Genomic DNA, 16747 nt, shown 5'->3' on the forward strand with positions numbered 1-16747 from the left:
TGCGCGATGCGAGACAACGTATCGCGCTTTGATTAAAGTGGCATAACCGTACAGGTTACCACCTCATCGCCCTCCACCTCATAAGCCACGCTGATTTCCTTCCCGGCAAGCTGGGTTGAAAACGCCGGCGTTAAGCGCAGACAAAGCGCATTCTCATCAATCGCTGTCATTTCTGCCGCCGCAAATCCCGGGCAGGGCTCCGCCTGTGAGGAGAACGCTTTATACACGCTCTCTTTGGCAGAAAACGCCAGCGTCAGGGCAACCGCAAAAGGCAGGCCGCTGGTTTGCAGGCGGAAAATTTCTGCAGGCGAGGCAATTTGTGTCGCCACTTCGGCGGCTAACTGCGAGCTGAAGATGTGCTCGATATCGATGCCCACGGGTGTTTGTGAAACAGCGGCTATCGCCCGTTTTCCGCTGTGGCTGATGCTGCCAAAAATACCTTCCGGCCACAGCGGCTGGCGCTGTTCGCCTATGCCTGGAATAGCTTTCACGCCCAAAGGCTGTAACGCGTACGCGGCGGCAATCCGTCCGGCAAGATGCTCGATACGACGCTTTTTGCCGAAATGCACCAGGTCGGCGTGATGCGGTAACCACAGCAAATCGCCGTCGCTAAAGGTTTCAGGCTGAAAATCAATACGGTGCAGAAGATGACGGGCGAGGGTAAATGTAGAATGGTTAGTTTGCATCTTTTCTCCATCATCCCCTCCCCTGGCGGGGAGAGGATACGGAACACTATTACGATTAGAAGTGGGTGTTGACGCTCATAAACCAGGTACGGCCAGATTCGTTATAGGTATTAGCGCCCGCGCCGTACATATAACCCGTCGCGCCGCCCGTAGTCTGGGCATTACCTTCACGCCAGTGGCGTTTATCGAAGACGTTATCCACGCCGCTGGTCAGGCTGACGTTTTTGGTCACATCCCAGGTTGCGCTCAGGCCAACGATGCTATACGGGCTGACTTCTTTCGTCTCCGGACCAACGGCTGGTTGTCCCTTATAGTTGTATTTCTTCGGCTCCTGCTTGCCGTACCAGGTGAAGGTAGACTGTAAAGAGACATCCTGATGTACCTGCCAGCTCAGGGTTGAGTTTAGCGTGTACTCCGGAATGATGGACAGGCGATCGCCAGTCTCTTTGTTCTTACTTTGCAGCATGTAAGTGATGTTGTTGGTCCAGTTAACGGTTTCGCTAACCGGAATGTTCAACGTTCCTTCCAGGCCTTCAACCACGGCTTTTGGCACGTTTTCCCATTTGTAGATATCGGTACCGCTGGCGTTGCTGGAAACCGCAGAGTAACCCGCTTCAATTTTGTCGCGGTAATCGTTACGGAACCAGGTCACGCCCGCCAGCCAGCCGTCACGTTTGAACTCCAGACCAATCTCTTTGTTGATACTGGTTTCTGCTTTCAGGTCGTCGTTACCCTGTAAATAGCAGGCGCCGCCGCTGGCGTAGCAACCCTGACCTTTGCTGTAGAGAATGTAGTTCGGGTTAGTCTGATACAGGCTCGGCGCTTTGTAAGCGCGCGCGATACCCATTTTCAGCGTGAAGTCATCCCCCAGACCCTGAGACAGGTTCAGCGATGGGCTCCAGTTATTGCCGACAATGGTGTGGTGGTCAAAACGCAGCGCTGGCGTCAGCATGGTGCTATCTGTCAGCTCAATGTTGTCTTCGGCAAACAGAGAGAAAATCTCCGCCTGCGAGTAAGGGCTACGGTTGGTGCTGGTTGCGCCCGGAACATCGCCACCCATAAAGCTTTGTGTGTTAGAGCCTAAATCCTTCATGCGTTGCTGGTTCCATTCGGTGCCCAGCGTCAGGTTCTGATTAACCAGCAGGTCGAGCGGAATACTTACTTCGCTGTGTAACATCAGATCGGCCAGATCGATATTTACATAGTCGTTCGTGGAGAAGATCCCTTCCGTACCGCCCGCCAGACCTTCACCTTTACGGGAGTTGCGGGTGTGTTCGTACTGTACCCAGTTACTGGTGGTAATGCCGTTATCCCAGCCGCCGTTCCAGGTGACAGAGTAGTTCTGACGGTAGAGACGGTTCGTCTCTTTGCCGTAGTTATCTTTCACCAACTGGTTGCTGTTGGTGTTCTGAGTATCACCCGCATACAGGTTGCCCTGACGGCTGTAGCCCGCTTCGAATTCCAGAGACTGCATTGGCGCAAAGTCCCAACGCACCTGGCCGTTGATATCTTTGTTGATGACGCCTTCACGCCCTGCTGGCAACGTGCTGGAGTAAATGCCGGTACGTTCAGACTGATGCCCTTTGTTAATATCCCACGCATCCGCCTGGGTCTTATCCAGGTTACCGTACAGACGGAAGCTGAAATCGCCGCCCATCGGGCCGCTCAGGCTAAAGTTGGTACGCTTGGTGGCGCCTTCGTCTTTGTGTTCCGGCACGTTGAAGTAGGTATCCCACGACCCGTGCCACTCATTGCCGCCTTTCTTAGTGATGATATTCACCACGCCGCCCGCTGCGCCGTTACCATAACGGGCCGCTGCCGGACCACGGATGACTTCAATACGTTCGATCATTTCCGGCGGCACCCAGCTGGTATCGCCACGGGTATCACGCTCGCCGCGCCAGCCCTGACGAACAGAGTTACGGCTGCTGACAGGTTTACCATCAATCAGGATCAGGGTGTTTTCCGGGCCCATCCCGCGAATATCAATCTGGCGATTATTACCGCGCTGGCCGCTGGTGGAGTTACCGGTCAGGTTGACGCCCGGCATGGTACGGATGATTTCCGACACATCGCGCGCCACCGGGTTTTTACGGATTTCATCAGCGGTGATGGTGGAAACACCGGGAGCCTGCAGGTTCTGCTGCGCGGCGGTGACGACCATCGTCTCGCCAGTTGATTCGGTTTCGCTGGTGGAGGCGGTCTCTGCGGCGTTGAGGGGGAAGGCGACGCCGTAGATACCCAAATTGACCAGTAAGGCCAGGGATTTGATCTTGTTATTCATCACTAATCCTGCTTTTCTTCGCCGTTCTCTCCACTTGCTCCATTCCCACGGGGAGGAGAGGCGGCATGAGTTGTGTCAGGGAACTGCGAAAGCTGCCGTCCATGGGGAAGAAAGCGGTTCCTGACTAATCTTTTATTTTGAAAGACATCTCTTGCGCGCCAATACGTTATTGCAAATGCAAATAGTTATCAATAATATTATCAATAGATTTTCACTTGTAACAAAAAATTCCACACTAAACATGGGGTTAATGTGACGGAGAAGTTAGCAGCAGGAAGCGATGCCTGGTGGGCGACAATAAAAGGCCCGCAATTTGAACGAGTTGGCGATCGCTATCAGGTGACATTCTGGTGGCGCGATCCCGATGGCACCGCGCAAACATCCCCTGTTCGTCGGGTGTGGATTTACATCACCGGCGTCACCGATCATCACCACAACTCAGCACCACAGACGCTGGAACGCCTGCCTCATACTGATGCCTGGTTCTGGAAAACGACGCTTCCCGCCACCTGGCGAGGAAGCTACTGCTTTGCGCCTTCTGCACGCGAAGATGATTTTCCGGCGGCGATTTTTAGCCAAAGCGAGCCGGATCGCACGCTGCTGCGCGAAGGCTGGCGTAGGCTTCTGCCGCGTGCGGTGGCGGACCCGCTGAATCCACAGAGCTGGAAGGGCGGGCGCGGTCATGCGGTATCGGCGCTGGAGATGCCCGATGCCCCAGAACAACCCGGTTGGTCTGCTCCGGCTACCGCGTGGAACGTGCCGCAGTGTATTAAGTGGCGTAGCAGCAAACTTAACAACACGCGGCGGGTATGGATTTTTACCACAGGCGAAGCCGATGCCAGCGACAGGCCGCTGGCGGTATTACTCGATGGCCAGTTTTGGGCAGAAAGCATGCCCGTTTGGCCGGCACTGACAGCGTTAACCCAGTCTGGAAAACTGCCGCCCGCGGTCTATCTGCTGATCGACGTGATCGACAATGCGCACCGCAGCGTCGAACTGCCCTGCAACCCGGCGTTCTGGCAGGCGCTACAGCAGGAACTTCTGCCACAGGTACAGGCCATTGTGTCGTTTAGCGATCGCGCCGATCGCACCGTGGTGGCCGGACAGAGCTTCGGCGGCCTCGCGTCGCTCTACGCCGGGCTTTACTGGCCAGAGCGTTTTGGCTGCGTCTTAAGCCAGTCGGGATCGTACTGGTGGCCGCATCGAGGCGGCCAGGAAGAAGGGCTGATTTTGCAACGCCTCAAAAGCGGCGAGATACAGCCAACAGGATTGCGCATCGTGCTGGAAGCCGGCGTGCGTGAGCCGATCATCTTTCGTGCCAATCAGGCGCTTTTATCACAACTACAGCAAACACAGCAGTCGATTTTCTGGCGTCAGGTTGACGGCGGGCATGATGCGCTTTGCTGGCGTGGCGGGTTAACCGCAGGGCTGATGACGCTCTGGGAACCTTTGGTTCACGCCGACTAGCAAAGCACGATTAACGACAGGAGTTTGGTATGCAAGTCAGTAACCCCTTCGACGATGTGCAAGGGCAGTTTTATCTTCTGCAAAATGAACAGCAGCAGTTTAGCCTGTGGCCTGCCCAGTGCGCGCTGCCCGCGGGCTGGCGCGTGATTAGCGAGCCGCAATCTGTTGATGCCTGTAATGCCTGGCTCATGGATAACTGGTCAACGCTTACCCCGTCGCACTATGCGTCTGAGAAGGGGGCTGCATGAGCCCGCGTTTACCGTTAGTTGCCGCCCAACCGGGGATCTGGATGGCGGAAAAACTCTCAACGTTGCCAAATGCCTGGAGCGTGGCGCATTACGTTGAGCTGGAAGGTGAAGTCGATGGCGAACTGCTGGCACGTGCGATTGTCGTCGGGGTGAATCAGGCGGATACATTACGTATGCGCTTTGGCGAAGACAACGGCGAGCCGTGGCAGCAGGTCGACGACAGCCTGACGTTCACCACGCCTGATATACGCGATCTTCGCGCTGATGCCGACCCGCACCAGGCCGCCATGACCCTGATGCAGGACGACCTTGCGCAGAACCTGCGTCTGGAAAGCGGTAATCCGCTGCTGTGTCATCAGCTTTATCGCGTCGGCGATCGCCGCTGGTACTGGTATCAGCGTTATCATCATTTGCTGGTGGATGGCTTCAGTTTCCCGGCGATTACGCGTCAGATTAGCGAAATTTACTGCGCATGGCAGCAGGGCGAACCGACGCCAGCATCACCATTTACCCCGTTTGCGGAGGTGGTGGAGGAATACCAGCGCTATCGGGAAAGCGAGACGTATCAGCGCGATGGCGCATTCTGGCGCGAGCAGCGTCAATCACTGCCGTCACCGGTCTCTCTCTCGCCCGTTCCGCTCCCGGGGCGGGCGGAAACCACCGATATCTGGCGGCTGAAACTGACCGCCGATCGCCACGCGTTCTCTCGTCTGGCTGCCGCCGCACCACAGTGCCAGCGTGCCGATTTGGCGCTGGCATTGAGCGCGCTGTGGCTTGGGCGTTTATGCGGGCGCAGCGACTTTGCCGCCGGGTTTATCTTTATGCGTCGCATGGGGTCCGCGGCGTTAACCGCCACCGGACCCGTGCTGAATGTGTTGCCGCTCTCCGTTACCTTGAACGGCAAAGAAACGCTGGCAGAACTGGCGGTTCGCCTTTCCGGGCAACTGAAGAAAATGCGTCGTCATCAGCGTTACGATGCCGAGCAGATTGTGCGCGATAGCGGTCGTGCGGCGGGCGATGAACCGCTGTTCGGCCCGGTCTTTAACGTCAAAGTGTTTGATTACCATCTGGCGTTCACCGACATACAGGCGACGACCCATACGCTGGCGACCGGCCCGGTGAATGATCTGGAGCTGGCGCTGTTCCCGGATGAGTCGGGCGGCCTGACGCTGGAAGTCCTGGCAAATCAACAACGCTACGATGAGCCGACGCTGAAGCGTCACATCGCGCGCCTGAGTGCTTTATTGCAGCAGTTTGCCGATAACCCGGCGTTGGCCTGTGGCGATGCGGATCTGCTTTCTGACGACGAATACGCGCAGTTAGAAAAAATTAATGCCACCGCGCAGGCGATCCCGGCGGCCACGCTGAATTCGCTGGTGGCGGAGCAGGCGGCAAAAACGCCAGACGCCCCGGCGCTGGCGGATGCACGCTATCAATTTAGCTATCGTGAATTGCGTGAGCAGACGCTGGCTCTTGCGCGGTTATTACGCGCTCACGGCGTTCAGCCGGGCGACAGTGTCGCAGTTGCGCTGCCGCGTTCTGTGTTCCTGACGCTGGCGTTGCACGGTATCGTGGAAGCGGGAGCCGCATGGCTGCCGCTCGATACAGGCTACCCGGACGATCGTCTGCACATGATGCTGGAAGATGCCAAACCGAAACTGCTGATCACCTCAGCCGACCAGCGTCATCGTTTCCCGAACATCGAAAGCCTTTGCTACAACGAACCGCTGCCGGTAGATGGTGATGAACCGCTGGCGATCACCACGCCGCAGCAGACGGCCTATATCATTTTTACCTCTGGCTCGACAGGCAGACCAAAAGGGGTCATGGTGGGCCATGAAGCCATCGTTAACCGCCTGTTGTGGATGCAGGATCACTATCCCCTTGGCGCGGATGACGTGGTGGCGCAGAAAACGCCGTGCAGTTTTGATGTCTCGGTATGGGAGTTCTGGTGGCCGTTTATTACCGGCGCAAAACTGGTGATGGCCGAGCCGGAAGCGCATCGTGACCCGCAGGCGATGCAGCAATTCTTTGCGAAGTATGGCGTCACCACCACCCACTTCGTTCCGTCGATGCTGGCGGCGTTTGTCGCCTCGCTGACGCCGGAAACGGCAACGTGTTGCCGTACGCTCAAGCGCGTGTTCTGTAGCGGCGAAGCGCTGCCTGCGCAACTTTGCCGCGAGTGGGAACAGCTTACGCACGCGCCGCTGCACAATCTTTATGGCCCGACGGAAGCCGCCGTGGACGTCAGTTGGTATCCGGCGTTTGGCGAGGAACTGGCGAATACTACCGGCAACAGCGTGCCGATTGGCTATCCGGTCTGGAATACCGGGTTACGCATTCTTGATGCGATGATGCGTCCGGTACCGATGGGGATTGCGGGCGATCTTTATCTGACCGGCATTCAACTGGCGCAAGGCTATCTGGGGCGACCCGATCTTACCGCCAGCCGCTTTATTGCCGACCCGTTTGCGCCGGGCGAGCGCATGTACCGCACCGGGGATGTCGCGCGATGGCTGGAAAACGGCGCGGTGGAGTACCTGGGGCGCAGTGACGATCAGCTGAAAATTCGCGGCCAGCGAATTGAATTGGGTGAAATTGACCGCGTGATGCAAAGCCTGCCGGATGTGGCGCAGGCGGTCACCCATGCCTGCGTCATCAACCAGGCGGCAGCCACCGGCGGCGACGCGCGTCAGCTGGTCGGCTATCTGGTTTCGGAATCAGGTTTACCGCTGGATCGGGATGTCTTACTGGCGCAGTTGCGTGAACAACTGCCGCCGCATATGGTGCCGGTTGTGTTGCTTCAACTGGATTCTCTGCCGCTGAGCGCTAACGGGAAGCTTGATCGTAAAGCCCTGCCGCTGCCGCAATTGACCGTGAGCACGCAAAGCCGCGCGCCGTTGCCTGGCACGGAAACGGTGGTGGCACAGGCCTTCGGCACGCTCCTCGGTTGCGAGATTACAGATGTGGAAGCCGATTTCTTCGCGCTGGGCGGGCATTCGCTGCTGGCGATGCGTCTTGCCGCGCAGCTGAGTCAGCAAACCGGGCGTCAGGTGACGCCGGGGCAGGTCATGGTGGCCTCTACGGTGAGCAAACTGAGCGCGCTGCTGGCTGCTGAAAATGACGAACAGGCGCAGCGTCTGGGTTATGAAACCCTGCTTCCGCTGCGTGAGAGCCACGGTCCAACGCTATTCTGTTTCCATCCAGCTTCGGGTTTTGCCTGGCAATTCAGCGTGCTGGCGCGTTATCTGCCGGCAAACTGGTCGATAACGGGTATTCAGTCCCCGCGCCCGGCAGGGCCGATGGAGCAGGCGGCGACCCTGGACGAGGTTTGCGACCATCATCTTGCTACACTGCTGGCACAGCAACCGCATGGGCCATACTATCTGTTCGGTTATTCGTTGGGCGGCACGCTGGCGCAGGGCATTGCTGCGCGGCTGCGTGCGCGTGGCGAAGCGGTGGCATTCCTGGGATTACTCGATACCTGGCCGCCGGAAACGCAAAACTGGTCGGAGAAAGAAGCCAACGGTCTGGATCCGGAAGTGTTGGCTGAGATTGCCCGCGAGCGTGAGGCGTTTCTTGCCGCCCAGCAGGGGCAAGCTTCTGGCGAACTGTTTAACGCTATCGAAGGCAACTATGCCGATGCGGTGAGGTTGCTCACCACCGCGCATAGCGCCAGGTTCGATGGCAAAGCGACGCTGTTTGTGGCTGAACGCACCTTACCGGAAGGCATGGATCCCCAGCAGACCTGGGCGCCGTGGGTCGGTGAGCTGGAGGTTTATCGTCAGGATTGCGCCCACGTCGATATTATCTCGCCGCAGGCGTTTGTGACGATTGGCCCGGTTCTGAAGCGTATCCTTGGCAAACACTAACCGCTTACCCTCCCTTTCGGGGGAGGACATCAGTTAAGTGCGGTAGTCAGTCGCGTGCGCTGCTTTTTGCTTTCGTGAAATGAAAGAGAAGGCGAAAGTGAACGAGAAAACAGGATGTCACTTAATCTACGATAGTAATTATCTGCATAAAACGCGTCGATGGTGGCCGGAATAGCCGCGTGGTCGAATGTTATCTCACCGCTTAACATGGCTGAAAGGATTGCTGAAAGTTCTGACTGTTCGTCTGGCGGATAGAGGTAACCATTCACGCCGGGAATGATGATATCGCCCGGCCCGGAGACGCAGTCTGAACTGATGCAGGGAATGCCGCGTGCCATAGCTTCCAGTAGCGTCATCGGGAAACCTTCAAAAGAGGAGGTCAGCAGCAACGCAGTAACCTGACCAATCTCTTCCTGCACCACTTTCCACGGTTGCGCCTGCCAGCCATGCCAGGTAATTCGATTCGCAATACATAACTCCTGTGCATAGGTTTTGCAGCGATCGCTGTCAGAGCCGTCGCCGATAATATGTAATTTCCAGCGACCGGGAACGCGGGAGAAACTGTCGAGTAAATCTTTTACCCGTTTCTGTCCTTCGAATTTTAATCTGCCAACATAAATAAAGGCTGGGATATCATTCTGGCTATGCGCAGGAATAACGACCGGGGTTTTATCCGTTGGGTTATAGATGACGTGAATATTCTTTTCGGCCACCCCATGTTTAATCATCTGCTGGCGGATGCCGCAACTGATAGCAAGATGCTCATCAGCGCAGGTGATATATTTCGCATGCTTTTTATGATCCAGCGAAAAATGTGGCCAGGAAAATAGCGTGAAGTGGCCATTCGTTTTTAAGCGAGCTCTACTGGCATAAAGGCATGAGAGGGGGTCGATAGCAATAACGACATCGGGCTGTTCATCCGAAAGCCAGCTACTCAAGGCATGAAGATGCTTAGCCCTGCGTAGCGGGGATAATTTGATATTTGAAATGGAGTAATGGGCATCAATATCTTTAAGCCATTTTTTATCCATGTCATTCTTGCGACAGGTAAAAAATATTTTACATTGCGCAGAGAAAGGTTCAGCACTCAATGTCTGGATAACATTGCGAATCACTGTTTCCATTCCGCCAAAACCTGAAATAGCTTCACCGATAAATACTATTTTCATTATTATCTATCCACTTAAATCTTAATGTGATGGTACTGTTAATGAAATAGCTGAAGGGAATCGTCACTATTTTGCTAATTTTATCTTTCCAGGATGAAGGGCTCAATTTGAAAGCATTCCGGAAGGGGATCGAATCTATAAAAATGTGAATCAAGTCACGGATTATTCATGCTGTTAGTATTTGAGTGCAGTGACACTTTTTGAAGTATTATTTTTAAGATGAATTATTAGTATTCGTTATATTTTGGCTGGTGTTGTTTTGTTACATAGTCATAACAATGTGAAGGGGTTTCCTGCCATTATTGGTAGCGTGATTACAATATAAGCAATTTTGAGTAGGATTAATCTGAAGTTCTGCTATTATGTTGTCGGGATGTTATCTATCAGAACCGCTGCAGGACATACAGCATGTCATCACTCAATATAAAACCTAACAAAGATTCAGACTTCTCTTCCTATCCGGCGCTCTCATCAAACAGTAAAGAAATTGATTTGCTCCACTTGTTGGATATTTTATGGCGCGCGAAAACACGCATCATTGCTATCGCTTTCGGATTTGCCGTCGTAGGGCTATTAGCATCGTTTCTTATGCCGCAAAAATGGACCAGTCAGGCGGTAATCACAACAGCCGAACCGAGCCAGTGGCAGGAGCTTGAGAGGACGCTGGTGGCATTACGCGTGCTGGACGTTGATGTCAGCGTCAAAAAATCCGATGTGTTCACCCAGTTCATTAAGAAATTTAACTCACTTTCGCTGCTGGAAGAGTATCTGCGCACGTCACCGGTAATTATGGACCAGCTGAAAGGGGCCGATATTGACCCGCTGGATCTGCACCGTGCCATTGTTGGCCTCAGCGACAAAATGAAAGCGGTAGATAACAACTTCGGTAAAAAGAATGAGCCGGCGCTATTCACCTCCTGGACGCTGAGCTTTACCGGACCAAATCCGGAAGAAGCGCAGAAGGTTCTTAAGGGGTATATCGACTATATCTCAGCGATAGTGGTGAAAGAGACGCTGGACGATATGCGCAACCGTCTCGATATTAAAACCCATTTCGAGAAAGAAAAACTGGCGCTGGAGCTGATAAAATTAAAGAACCAGCTCGATGCGAAGATTAATCGTCTGCACTATTCGCTGGAGATTGCGACCGCAGCGGGCATTGCTAAACCGGTATACAGTAATGGTCAGGCAGTTAAAGACGATCCTGATTTTTCTATTGCATTAGGTGCCGATGGTATTGCGAAAAAACTGCAGATTGAAAAGGCCGTGACGGACCTTGCGGATATTAACGGCGACCTGCGTAACCTGCAATATCATGTCCAGCAGTTAACGGCGCTGAATATCTCTGATGTATCGTTTGAGCCGTTTAAGTATCAGCTTACTCCGTCCTTACCGGTGAAGAAAGATGGCCCGGGGAAATCGCTGATTATCCTGTTGGCTGGGCTGGTTGGTGGGATGGTAGGCTGCGGTGCGGTGTTGCTGCAAAATGCACTGCTTTCCCGCAAGCTTGAAGAAGCATCGCCGCTGGAAGAGCAGTTAGCGTAATGAGCATTTGCCGGATGCGGTGCATCCGGTCTACCAATCTACACTCACGTAGGCCCGGTAAGCATAGCGCCACCGGGCAAATCTCAGGCGCGCCCCGCTCGCCCTAGCGGCACCACCAACGGTGTTCCGGCAATCGGGTCTTCAATGATCAGGCATTTTAAACCGTAAACCTGCTCAATAAGCTCTGCGGTGACGATTTCACCCGGAGCGCCTTCCGCTACAATCTTTCCTTCCTTCAATGCAATTAAATGTGTGGCGTAACGGCAGGCCTGATTGAGGTCGTGCAAGACCGCCGCCAGCGTGTAACCCTGTTGGCGATTGAGTTCGCTTAGTAGCTCCAGCAGGTCGATTTGATGGCTGATATCAAGCCAGGTGGTCGGCTCATCCAGCAGCATAATGGCCGTTTCCTGCGCCAGCACCATCGCTATCCACACGCGCTGGCGTTGACCCCCCGAAAGCGTATCGGCGCTTTGACTGGCGAGATTTGTCACGCCAGTGGCCTGCATCGCGTTCGCCACGGCACGTTCATCCTCCTCACGCCAGCGGGTAAACAGCGGCTGATGCGGATAGCGCCCGCGCGCGACCAGTTCCTGTACGGTGATATCGCCAGGCGTGGTGGCGTTTTGCGCCAGTAACCCAATGCGACGCGCCACTTCTTTACTGGCATAATGCTGAATGTGCTCACCATCGAGAAAAACATGCCCCTGCGTAGGCGTCATCAAACGGCTGAGCGTGCGCAGTAGCGTAGATTTTCCGCAGCCGTTGGGGCCTATAATGGCGGTGAAATGGCCGTCGGGAATGGTGACGTTAAGGTTTTCCGCAATCGTCTTTTTGCCATAGGCCAGTGTTAACTGTTCACCGCGTAAACGGGGCTGAGAAACGGTCATTTTTTGCGGGACTCCTGAATAAGCAACACAATGAGGTAAATACCGCCCAGGCTGACGGTCACGACGCCAACCGGAAGCTGATAAGGCAGGAACAGCTGCTGCGCGCAAAAATCGGCAGCGGATAACAGCAGGGCGCCACACAGTGCTGCCTGCATCAGACCCCAGCGTGCCGTGCCGCTGAGGCGACGGGCGATGTGCGGCGCAACCAGTGCGATAAAGGAAATTGGCCCTGCCAGCGCAGTGGATGCCGCGGTAAGGATGACGGCAACAAACATCATCAGCAGGCGTGAGAATTCTACGCGAACGCCAAGCGCGCAGGCGGTGTCATCACCCATCTCCAGTAACCGCAGACGGCGGACCAGCAGAGCGGCGCAGACCAGCATTACGATAATAATCGGCACCGATGGCCAGGCTTTTGCCCAGGTCAGGCCATTGAGCGAGCCCGCATACCATAGCCCGGCGGAAATCGCGGTTTCCAGTGACGCGCGTAACAGCAGCCAGGTATTGAAGGCCATCAACATGGCTCGCACGCCGATGCCAATGATAATAAGCCGGAAGGTATCAATTCCGTCACGCCAGGCCAGCAGCCAGACAATCAATGCGGTCAGAACACCGCCCGCCATCGCGGCGACCGCAATGGCGGTGAGGTGCTGATCGAAGAAGACCATGGCGACCAGTACGCCGCTCCATGCGCCGGTATTAAAGCCCATGACGTCGGGGCTGCCGAGCGGGTTACGCATCAGCGATTGAAAGATAGCGCCGCTGACGCCGAGCGCTGCGCCAATGACCAGCGCCATGATCACCCGCGGAAGACGCCATTCGGTCACCACCATGGTGATAGCGCGTGGAGCATCGCCAAATAACGCGGAGATCACCTGGCTAAACTCCAGGGTGACCGCACCGCTGCGAAGACTCCAGAACATCACCAACAGACAAGCGGCCGCCAGTAGCAGGCAGGTTGTCACTAAACGACGAGACGGGGTCATCATCGGCCACCTCCCGCGCGCTGGCGGCGCACCAGGAAGATAAGCACCGGCGCACCGATAAAGGCGCTGACGACCGAGACGCGCATCTCACCGGGCACAATTAAGCGGCCTATAATATCGGCGAATAGCAGCAGGGAAGGGGTTGCCAGCAACGTAACAGGCAACGATTTCCGGTGATCGGCCCCTACCAGCCAGCGAGAAATATGCGGCATCATCAGGCCAATAAAGGCGATCGGACCAACAACCGCCGTGGCGCTGCCGCACAGGACGGTGATGATCAACAGACCGAAAATTTGTGTGCGCGCCACTTTGCTGCCGAGAGCGGTGGCGGTGTCGGTGCCGAGACTCAGGCTGTTCAGCGCCCGGCTGAGCATCAGGGCGGCGATCCCGGCAATGAGTACCGGGACCAGTACCACTTTCAGGGTGGTAAAAGTGCGGATATCCAGCGAGCCCGCTTGCCAGAAGCGCAGTTGGTCGTATACGTCAGGGTTGAGGAGAGCGATGCCGCTGGTTAAGCCTTCGAGCACCGCCGCCAGCGCGACACCCGCCAGCGTCAGGCGAACGGGGCTCAACTGGCCGCCGCCCTGACTGCCGGTAAAGGCCACAATCAATGATGCGACAAACGCGCCGCAAAAGGCCATGACCAGTTGTTGTTCCGGTGAGGCAATACCAAGTAGTGCTGCACCCAGCACGATGGCAAAACTGGCCCCGGCGTTGACGCCGAGCAGGCCGGGGTCTGCCAGCGGGTTACGGGTGAGCGTTTGCATCAATGCTCCGGCCAGGCCCAGCGCGCCGCCCACCAGTAATCCAGCCAGTGTACGGGGTAGACGGGCATCAAGCACGATAGTGCAGTCCGCACTCTGACAGGTGCCGCTAAAGGCATCGACAACCACGGAAACAGGAAGCGCTTTCGCGCCGATAAGTAAGCTGAGTGTTACTGCGAGAAGTAGCAGCAAAAACAAACCGGGCAGCGCAACGGCGCGCAGCGCGGTAGTGGAAAACGACATAACACATCCCTGAAGTTGATAATGATAGTAATTATCGTTATCTATCTTATTCGTTTATGTTAGCATGTGCGCCCACGAAAATGGTATGAAAAAAAAGCATCAAGGCGCTGTAATGAATCGACAATCCTGGCTGCTGAACCTTAGCCTGCTCAAAACGCATCCGGCCTTTCGTGCCGTTTTTATCGCCCGATTTATCTCTATTCTCTCTCTGGGGCTCCTCGGTGTTGCCGTCCCGGTCCAGATCCAAATGATGACCCACTCCACCTGGCAGGTGGGGCTTTCCGTCACGCTTACCGGCGGGGCGATGTTTATCGGCCTGATGGTCGGCGGCGTGCTGGCCGACCGGTACGAGCGCCGCAAGTTGATTCTGCTGGCGCGAGGTACCTGCGGCATCGGTTTTATTGGCCTGTGGCTGAATGCTCTGCTGCCGGAACCGTCGCTAATTGCCATCTATTTGCTGGGACTGTGGGATGGCTTCTTTGCTTCGCTGGGTGTCACGGCATTACTGGCGGCGACGCCGGTGCTGGTCGGACGCGAGAATTTAATGCAGGCCGGGGCGATCACCATGCTAACAGTGCGTCTGGGCTCGGTGATTTCCCCGATGGTCGGCGGCCTGCTGCTGGCGTCCGGGGGCGTTTCCTGGAACTACCTGCTGGCGGCGCTGGGCACCTTTATTACCACACTGACTCTGCTACGCCTGCCGCAATTGCCCCCTCCGCCACAGCAGCGTGAACATCCGCTGGCTTCGCTGGTGGCGGGGTTCCGCTTTCTTCTTGCCAGCCCGTTGATTGGCGGCATTGCCCTGCTGGGCGGTTTGCTGACCATGGCGAGTGCGGTGCGTGTGCTTTATCCGGCGCTGGCGCTGAACTGGCAGATGTCGGCGGCGCAAATTGGCCTGCTGTATGCGGCAATCCCGTTGGGCGCGGCGTTTGGCGCGCTGACCAGCGGCAATCTGGCACGCCATGAGCGGCCTGGGCGCATTATGCTGTTTTCTAGCGTGGCAGCATTTGTGGCGATTGGTCTGTTTGCGCTGATGCCGATGTGGGCACTGGGCGTGGTGTGTCTGGCGCTGTTTGGCTGGCTGAGCGCGATTAGCTCGCTGTTGCAGTACACCCTCATTCAGACGCAAACGCCGGAAGCGATGCTCGGACGTATCAATGGATTATGGACGGCGCAGAACGTGACGGGCGATGCCATTGGCGCGGCGTTACTCGGCGGATTAGGGGCAATTCTGACGCCGGTGGCATCGGCCAGCGCCAGCGGTTGGGCGCTGGCGATTGTTGGCGTTATCCTGCTCGGCTTGTTGACCGAGCTGCGACGTTTCCGCCAGCAGCCGGTGATTGTAGAAGGGTAAGCGCTCTGTGCGGTTGCCCGGTGGCGCTACGCTTACCGGGCCTACAAGGTGCAGGTGCGGCCGGTAATATCCGTACATGTTGCCAGGCCGCCATCCGGCAAAACGTTACTTCGCGCTAAACAGTGCAGACAACCGCTCCAGCACCAGCATCGCACTGTAGTAATCGAGTCGGAAGGTTTCGGTACCCAAAGCATAAACCTGCTTTTGCTGTACCGCAGGCAAATGAGATAGCAGGGGGTTGGCATAGATAGCGTCGCTATCTTTCTGGTCACCCGCGAACAGGAACAGGCTTTTGCCGTTCAGGCCCGTTGCCAGATTTTCCCCGCCAAGTTGAATAATATCGTGACGTTTTCCCTGACTCTGACTGGCGTGCAGACCTTCAGGCAGCGTCGCAAGCGTAAAGCCCAGTTGTTCCAGCAGCTTGCCCTGCGCTGACTCCGGCGTCCACAGGTTGGCGCTGTGCGCGGCGGCAGTGTAAACCATGGCGCTCACCGGCTGTGGCGGCAGGGTGATGTGCTGTTTCACCTCGGCGAGTTTTTTATCAAAGCGTGCAATACGGGCGCTCGCTTCTTTTTCCTGGCCGGTGATCTGCCCAAGCTGCGTCAGCAGTTCCTGCCAGCTTTTATCGTCATAGTTGATGATAAGCGTGGGCGCGATAGGGGAAAGCTGGTCGTAGAGCGCCAGCGCCGAGTCACCACCGGTGGCGCTGATCAGAATTAAATCCGGCATTTGTGCGGCGACGGCTTCAGCGCTGGGTTCACCAATATAGAGACGCGCCAGTTTGCGCTGTTTCGCCACCTCGCTCCACTGACGCAGGAAACCCTGACCGTCGGCCACACGGTTGTTCGGCGTGGTGGCCCCGCTGGCAATCACCGGCGCATCAATCGCCAGCAATGAACCGGTCAGCGTGACGCTGGTGGAGACAATGCGTGCTGGCTTGTGTTCAAGCGTGAGTGTGCCACGGCTGTCGCTGACCTGGCGAGGCCAGTCGGCGGCGGTGGCTGAGGATAGTCCTAAAAGGCTGACAAAGCACAACAGCAACGTTTTGTGGTGCAGGGAGGAAAAGTTCACAGCGCGGTATCCTGTTTATGGTGTGGTGAATGCTTCTCATTTTCAATCATTGTGCCTGCTGGATGCAAGTCCATGAAGAAATACCGTAAAAAGCGCGAGGTTTAGCGCATTTGTACGGCAAAGCCGTCCATTGAGCACAACTTACTACCCCGTGCTGTTGACATACGAAGC

Annotated in this window: 12 protein-coding genes; 5 read left to right on the forward strand and 7 right to left on the reverse strand. The window is 56.1% G+C overall.

Translation table 11 applies throughout. The features are described 5' to 3' along the window. Positions 1–32: 32 nt before the first annotated feature. Together entD and F0Q32_RS19110 are read right to left on the reverse strand one after the other, a co-directional pair. Positions 33–686 carry an enterobactin synthase subunit EntD gene (gene entD, locus F0Q32_RS19105; RefSeq protein ID WP_149464333.1) on the reverse strand — a complete coding sequence of 218 codons (654 nt, stop codon included), beginning with the start codon at positions 684–686 and terminating at the stop codon, positions 33–35. 55 nt (positions 687–741) lie between these two features. Then, positions 742–2970: a TonB-dependent siderophore receptor gene (locus F0Q32_RS19110; protein WP_149464334.1), complete on the reverse strand. Its 2229-nt coding sequence runs from the start codon at positions 2968–2970 to the stop codon at positions 742–744. Between the two features lie 252 nt (positions 2971–3222). Between F0Q32_RS19110 and fes the strand changes: the two genes are divergently transcribed. From fes to entF, 3 genes are read left to right on the forward strand one after another with little or no spacing between them, the layout of a single operon-like run. Continuing rightward, positions 3223–4437 carry an enterochelin esterase gene (fes, locus tag F0Q32_RS19115; RefSeq protein WP_149464335.1) on the forward strand — a complete coding sequence of 405 codons (1215 nt, stop codon included), beginning with the start codon at positions 3223–3225 and terminating at the stop codon, positions 4435–4437. A 29-nt stretch (positions 4438–4466) separates the two neighbouring features. Further along, positions 4467–4685 (forward strand): MbtH family NRPS accessory protein, encoded by a 219-nt coding sequence (locus tag F0Q32_RS19120; protein WP_149464336.1) that lies wholly within the window; start codon positions 4467–4469, stop codon positions 4683–4685. Continuing rightward, positions 4682–8557, forward strand: a complete 3876-nt coding sequence (gene entF, locus F0Q32_RS19125; RefSeq protein ID WP_149464337.1) for an enterobactin non-ribosomal peptide synthetase EntF — start codon at positions 4682–4684, stop codon at positions 8555–8557. Before F0Q32_RS19120 ends, entF begins: the two co-directional genes overlap by 4 nt. Before the next feature lie 29 nt (positions 8558–8586). Here the strand turns inward: entF and waaB are convergent, their stop codons facing one another. After that, positions 8587–9726 carry a lipopolysaccharide 1,6-galactosyltransferase gene (gene waaB, locus F0Q32_RS19130; protein WP_149464338.1) on the reverse strand — a complete coding sequence of 380 codons (1140 nt, stop codon included), beginning with the start codon at positions 9724–9726 and terminating at the stop codon, positions 8587–8589. 408 nt (positions 9727–10134) lie between these two features. On the opposite strand from waaB, the gene wzz(fepE) reads away from it, so the two are divergent. After that, the gene (wzz(fepE), locus tag F0Q32_RS19135) at positions 10135–11271 is read left to right on the forward strand and encodes an LPS O-antigen length regulator Wzz(fepE) (RefSeq protein ID WP_149464339.1); all 1137 of its coding nucleotides are present in this window, start codon (positions 10135–10137) and stop codon (positions 11269–11271) included. A gap of 83 nt (positions 11272–11354) precedes the next feature. Here the strand turns inward: wzz(fepE) and fepC are convergent, their stop codons facing one another. From fepC to fepD, 3 genes are read right to left on the reverse strand one after another with little or no spacing between them, the layout of a single operon-like run. Beyond that, positions 11355–12158, reverse strand: a complete 804-nt coding sequence (gene fepC, locus F0Q32_RS19140) for an iron-enterobactin ABC transporter ATP-binding protein (protein WP_149464340.1) — start codon at positions 12156–12158, stop codon at positions 11355–11357. After that, positions 12155–13147: an iron-enterobactin ABC transporter permease gene (gene fepG, locus F0Q32_RS19145; RefSeq protein WP_149464341.1), complete on the reverse strand. Its 993-nt coding sequence runs from the start codon at positions 13145–13147 to the stop codon at positions 12155–12157. The genes fepC and fepG overlap by 4 nt, the downstream gene beginning before the upstream one ends. Continuing rightward, complete coding sequence (fepD, locus tag F0Q32_RS19150) at positions 13144–14151, reverse strand: Fe(3+)-siderophore ABC transporter permease (protein ID WP_149464342.1); 1008 nt, start codon at positions 14149–14151, stop codon at positions 13144–13146. Before fepD ends, fepG begins: the two co-directional genes overlap by 4 nt. Positions 14152–14263: 112 nt before the next feature. On the opposite strand from fepD, the gene entS reads away from it, so the two are divergent. Further along, a complete protein-coding gene (entS, locus tag F0Q32_RS19155) occupies positions 14264–15505 on the forward strand; it encodes an enterobactin transporter EntS (RefSeq protein WP_149464343.1) in 1242 nt (413 codons plus the stop codon). A gap of 105 nt (positions 15506–15610) precedes the next feature. Here the strand turns inward: entS and fepB are convergent, their stop codons facing one another. Next, positions 15611–16576: a Fe2+-enterobactin ABC transporter substrate-binding protein gene (gene fepB, locus F0Q32_RS19160; RefSeq protein WP_149464344.1), complete on the reverse strand. Its 966-nt coding sequence runs from the start codon at positions 16574–16576 to the stop codon at positions 15611–15613. Positions 16577–16747 lie beyond the last annotated feature (171 nt).

The organism is Pseudocitrobacter sp. 73, assembly GCF_008369545.1.
GTDB lineage: Bacteria > Pseudomonadota > Gammaproteobacteria > Enterobacterales > Enterobacteriaceae > Pseudocitrobacter > Pseudocitrobacter vendiensis.

Bases quoted from the DNA above. Each gene is read 5' to 3' on its own strand.
- entD (WP_149464333.1), bottom strand. From the start codon at position 686: ATGCAAACTAACCATTCTACATTTACCCTCGCCCGTCATCTTCTGCAC.
- fepC (WP_149464340.1), bottom strand. From the start codon at position 12,158: ATGACCGTTTCTCAGCCCCGTTTACGCGGTGAACAGTTAACACTGGCC.
- fepD (WP_149464342.1), bottom strand. From the start codon at position 14,151: ATGTCGTTTTCCACTACCGCGCTGCGCGCCGTTGCGCTGCCCGGTTTG.
- F0Q32_RS19120 (WP_149464336.1), top strand. From the start codon at position 4,467: ATGCAAGTCAGTAACCCCTTCGACGATGTGCAAGGGCAGTTTTATCTT.
- entF (WP_149464337.1), top strand. From the start codon at position 4,682: ATGAGCCCGCGTTTACCGTTAGTTGCCGCCCAACCGGGGATCTGGATG.
- fepG (WP_149464341.1), bottom strand. From the start codon at position 13,147: ATGATGACCCCGTCTCGTCGTTTAGTGACAACCTGCCTGCTACTGGCG.
- waaB (WP_149464338.1), bottom strand. From the start codon at position 9,726: ATGAAAATAGTATTTATCGGTGAAGCTATTTCAGGTTTTGGCGGAATG.
- entS (WP_149464343.1), top strand. From the start codon at position 14,264: ATGAATCGACAATCCTGGCTGCTGAACCTTAGCCTGCTCAAAACGCAT.
- F0Q32_RS19110 (WP_149464334.1), bottom strand. From the start codon at position 2,970: ATGAATAACAAGATCAAATCCCTGGCCTTACTGGTCAATTTGGGTATC.